The organism is Peterkaempfera griseoplana (genome assembly GCF_001418575.1).
Classification (GTDB): Bacteria; Actinomycetota; Actinomycetes; order Streptomycetales; family Streptomycetaceae; genus Peterkaempfera; species Peterkaempfera griseoplana.
This window is the reverse complement of sequence record NZ_LIQR01000319.1, coordinates 1-4,230: the sequence shown is the minus strand read 5'-3', so window position 1 is coordinate 4,230 and position 4,230 is coordinate 1. Positions and strand designations below refer to the sequence as shown.

Below are 4,230 nucleotides of genomic sequence, written 5' to 3'. Positions count from 1 at the left end.
GTCCGGGGCGGGGCGAGGTGGTAGGCGGTGGGCGGCTCGGGTGCGGCGGCCCGCGGGGCCTGGGGCGCCTGGGCTCCGGCGGGGCTCGCGGCCCGCGGCGGTTCCGGTGCGGCGGGCTGCGGGTCTCCGGCGGGCTTCTCCAGCGAGACGCTCAGGTACGGGCGCACGGCGGGCGGATGCCCCTCGCCGTCCTCCCCGGGCCCCTGGGAGGCCTCCGCGGCCCCCTCGGGGGCGGCCGGTCTGCGCAGCCGGTGTGTGCCCGGGTCCCCGCGCCGTACCCAGCCGCCTGCTCCGCCACGCGCTGTGGGGTCCCAGACCGCCGGTGCGCTCTCGTCCCTGTCCGCCATCCCGCCTCCCCCGGTCGGTCGCCGCCGGCCCCATGGAGCTCCGCCATCACCACGGCCGGTGCAGCAGCGCCGCCGTAGGGGTCACCGTACCGGGCCGCCGCGGCCGCGTTCGGCGGCGCTCACCCCGCGGACCGTCGCAGCACCCGCAGCGACCCGGTCACCGACACCTCGTGGAAGCCTTCGGCCAGGGCCCGCAGATACACCCGGTACGGCGCCTGGCCGCCGTCCGCCGGGTCGGGGAAGACATCGTGGATCACCAGCAGGCCGTCCCCGGCCAGATGCGGCACCCAGCCCTCGTAGTCGCCGGTCGCATGCTCGTCGGTGTGGCCGCCGTCGATGAAGACCAGTCCCACCGGCGTCCCCCACACCGCCGCCACCTGCGGCGACCGCCCCACCAGGGCGATCACGTGGTCCTCCAGGCCGGCCGCGTGCAGGGTGCGGCGGAAGCGCGGCAGGGTGTCCATCCGGCCGACCTCCGGATCGACCAGCGCGGCGTCGTGGTACTCCCAGCCGGGCTGCTGCTCCTCGGAGCCGCGGTGGTGGTCGACGGTCAGGGCGACCGTCCCGGCCTCCCGGGCGGCGGCGGCCAGCAGGACGGCCGAGCGTCCGCAGTAGGTGCCGATCTCCAGCAGTGGCAGTCCGGTGCGGGCCGCGGCCTCGGCCGCCGCCGCGTACAGCGCCAGGCCCTCGTCCACGGGCATGAAGCCGGTGGCCGCCTCGAACGCCGCCAGCACCTCTGTGTCGGGCCGCGCCGCGACGCCGCTGTTCTGCGCCATGCCGTACTCCCTGATCTGCGGTCCGTCGTGTCTGCCTGCTGGACCCTATCCGGCTGTGCGGGGGGTGGAGGAACCACCGGCTCCGCTTCCGGCGGGCCCCCGGGTGCCCCGGCGGGCGGTCCGCGGGAACCGGGGCGATGTCAGGTTACCCGCGGGTAGAATGTGGGGTGGCGGGGGTTCCGGGAGCCCCCGCTGATGCGTTATACATGGAGTCCTCACCTAGAACGCGTTCTAGGCGATGCACCGTGATCGCGGCCCGGCCGCAGCGGACGACCCCGGCGCGGCCGCAGGTGCGGACGGCCGCGCCGGGGTTCCCTTCCGCGTTCCGCACCCCTCGGCACTGACGGGAGTCGCGCCGTGCGCGCAGCGATCCTCCATGAGATCGGCCAGGAGAAGCTCGACGTCCGCAGCGACGTGGAGACGGTACCGCTCGGCCCCGGCCTGGTGCGGGTGCGGCTCAGGGCCGCCAGCCTGTGCCACTCCGACCTCTCCGCCATGAGCGGCGTCCTGCCGCAGCCCGCCCCGTTCGTCCCGGGCCACGAGGGCGCCGGCGAGGTGGTGGAGACCGGCGACGGAGTCACCGGCCTCGAGCCCGGAGACCATGTGGTGCTCTGCTGGATGCCGCCCTGCGGCAGCTGCGCCCACTGCCGCCGCGGCCAGGGCCAGCTCTGCACCGCGAGCCTCGCCCGGCTCCGCACCCCGGGCTTCCGCCACGACGGCGGTCCGCTCTACGGCTTCTACAGCGTGGGCACCTTCGCCGAGGAGGTGGTGGTCGCCGCGGACAGCGCCATCAGGGTGCCCGCCGACGTCCCCTTCGAGGTGGCGGCGCTGGTCGGCTGCGGAGTCACCACCGGTGTGGGCGCCGCCGTGAACACCGCCCGGGTGGAGCCCGGCTCCTCGGTGGCGGTCATCGGCTGCGGCGGTGTCGGGATCGCCGCGGTCCAGGGCGCCCGGGTGTGCGGCGCGGGGCAGATCGTCGCCGTCGACCCGGTGGCCTCCCGCCGGGAGCGGGCCCTGGCGTTCGGCGCCACCGAGGCCGTCGCCCCCGAGGAGCTGAAGGCCGCCCGCAAGCGGCTCACCGACGGCGGCTTCGACTATGTCTTCGAAGTCGTCGGACGGTCCGTCACCACCCGTGCCGCCTATGACGCCGCCCGGCGCGGCGGCGCCGTGGTGGTGGTGGGGGCCGGTGCCCGTGACGACCGGGTGGAGTTCTCCATGGGGGAGCTGTTCTTCGACGAGAAGCGGATCCTGCCGTCGATGTACGGCGGCGGCGACGTGCTGCGCACCGCCGACCGGGTGCTGCGGCTGTGGCGGGCGGGCCGGCTGGACCTGGAGCACATGATCACCCACCGGGTGCGGCTGGAGCAGGTCAATGACGCGCTGGCGCAGATGCGCAGCGGTGAGGCGCTGCGTACGGTCGTCACCTTCGACTGAGCCCGGACGGCGGGCAGGGCGGCCGCCGGACCGCCGGACACGCCGAGGGCCGCGCACCCGGCCAGGGTGCGCGGCCCTCCGCGCAGTGCTCACGCCTCGGCGGCGCTCAGACCTCCGCGGAGGCCTGCTCCGCCGAGCGGCGGTGGCGGCCGTGGCCGGTCTCCGTCGGCTGCGGGGCGCTGCCGTCGTCCAGGGCGACGGTACCGCGGTGCCGTCCGGCGGTCCCGGCGCCCGGAGCCGCCGCCTCGGCAGCGGCGCTGTCAGTGGTGTCGGTGAAGGCTTCGGACATCAGTGGTTCTTCTCCATACGAGGGACGGGAAGTCGGTGGTGCGTCATGGCGCCTCGGCCTTCTGGCACGCCGAAGCGCCCGGCGGAGCGCGGGTGACGGGTCACCGCTGCAACCGCCCGAAGGGATCACCCTACCCAGGCCGTCACGGCCGGTGCACGCTCGGTCCCGACCCGTCAGTAACGCTGTCCCGCAAGGGAGTCGGACCGGCCCGCAGAAACGCCGCCAGCAGCTCCCGCAACGCCGGGGCGCCCTCCTCCGCCAGCAGTTCGTGACCGGCGCCCGCCACCTCCACGTACCGGAAGTCGGCGCCCTCCGTCCGCCCCGCCCGCAGCAGCTGCCGCCGCAGCGCCCGCGACTGGCCCACCGGCACCACCTCGTCCCGCTCCCCGTGCACCATCAGCAGCGGTACCGCGATGCGATGGCAGAGCCGCAGCACGTCACGCGGCCCCCGGCCGTCGTCGATCGGCACCGCGCCGCCCAGCCTGGTGGTGAGCGCCCGCACCGGCGCGGCCCCCTCCGCCTGCAGCCGCGCCCCGGAGAGGAACGGGGCGACCACCGCACAGCGCGCCACCTGCCCTGCGGGGGCGTGGCAGGCCGCCAGCAGCGCCAGGAAGGCGCCGTAACTGATGCCGAAGAGGGCGGGCGGTTCCAGCCCGAGGGCCGCACGGCGGGCCGCCAGCTCCGCGAGCAGGCAGAGCACATCCTCCAGATCGGGGCCGCCCCAGGCACCGCGCAGACAGAGGGCGTACTCGGGGCCGTAGCCGCTGCTGCCCCGCTGGTTGGGGGCGGCCACCGCGACGCCGTCGGCGGCCAGCCGCTGCAGGGTCGGCTCGAACTCCAGCCGCCAGGCGTCCGTCGGACCGCCGTGCAGCGCCACCACCAGATGCCGGGCGGCGGCCCAGCCTGCCCCGCCGTACACCACCGCCTCCATCCGGCCCTCGGCGGCGGGCACCGAGGCCAGCCCGGCGGGCTGCCAGCGGCCCCCGTCGCCGGGCGCGGCGGCGCTGCCGTCCAGCCGCCAGCCGATCGCGGCCGCGGCCCGGCCGACGGCCGCCCGGCGCGGCTGCGGCGGCCGGAGCAGGGCCGCCACCTCCAGGGTGGCCATGGCCGCGGGACGGTCGGGGGCGGAGTACGGGATCCGCAGGCCCGCCGCCGACCAGTGCGCCACCGCGCCCAGCCGCCCGGGAGGCACCGGCAGCGGATCGAGACGGCCGCCCGCCGGGGACCACAGGGCCAGCGCCGAACCGGCGCCCCGGTCGAGCTGCACGGCGACCCGGGGCTCGGCCCGGCCCGGCTCGACGGCGACGGGGCGCAGAAGCGTACCGGGCAGGTGCAGCGCCTCCGGGAAGCGCAGCGGGTCCGGGCCGCCCAGCAGGCCCCAGCC

At 76.9% G+C, this 4,230-nt stretch carries 4 protein-coding genes and 1 pseudogene; 1 reads left to right on the top strand and 4 read right to left on the bottom strand.

Features of this window, described 5'->3' with window-relative positions:
- Both AOK09_RS23345 and AOK09_RS23340 read right to left on the bottom strand, forming a co-directional pair.
- Positions 1–347 (bottom strand): annotated as a pseudogene (locus tag AOK09_RS23345) (hypothetical protein); the annotation flags it as partial.
- Positions 348–466: 119 nt separating this feature from the next.
- Positions 467–1,123, bottom strand: coding sequence for a class I SAM-dependent methyltransferase (locus tag AOK09_RS23340; protein ID WP_055589194.1), 657 nt, complete (start codon positions 1,121–1,123; stop codon positions 467–469).
- A 357-nt stretch (positions 1,124–1,480) separates the two neighbouring features.
- On the opposite strand from AOK09_RS23340, the gene AOK09_RS23335 reads away from it, so the two are divergent.
- Entirely contained in the window at positions 1,481–2,557 is a 1,077-nt protein-coding gene (locus AOK09_RS23335; RefSeq protein ID WP_055589193.1) for a Zn-dependent alcohol dehydrogenase, read from the top strand.
- Positions 2,558–2,663: 106 nt separating this feature from the next.
- Here the strand turns inward: AOK09_RS23335 and AOK09_RS23330 are convergent, their stop codons facing one another.
- Positions 2,664–2,846 carry a hypothetical protein gene (locus tag AOK09_RS23330; RefSeq protein ID WP_055589192.1) on the bottom strand — a complete coding sequence of 61 codons (183 nt, stop codon included), beginning with the start codon at positions 2,844–2,846 and terminating at the stop codon, positions 2,664–2,666.
- Between the two features lie 142 nt (positions 2,847–2,988).
- The coding region (locus tag AOK09_RS23325) for an alpha/beta hydrolase family protein (RefSeq protein ID WP_157876006.1) at positions 2,989–4,230 on the bottom strand (1,242 nt) is incomplete at its 5' end.

Excerpts from the sequence above, each read along its gene's own strand:
- AOK09_RS23330 (WP_055589192.1), bottom strand. The coding sequence starts at position 2,846 with ATGTCCGAAGCCTTCACCGACACCACTGACAGCGCCGCTGCCGAGGCG.
- AOK09_RS23340 (WP_055589194.1), bottom strand. The coding sequence starts at position 1,123 with ATGGCGCAGAACAGCGGCGTCGCGGCGCGGCCCGACACAGAGGTGCTG.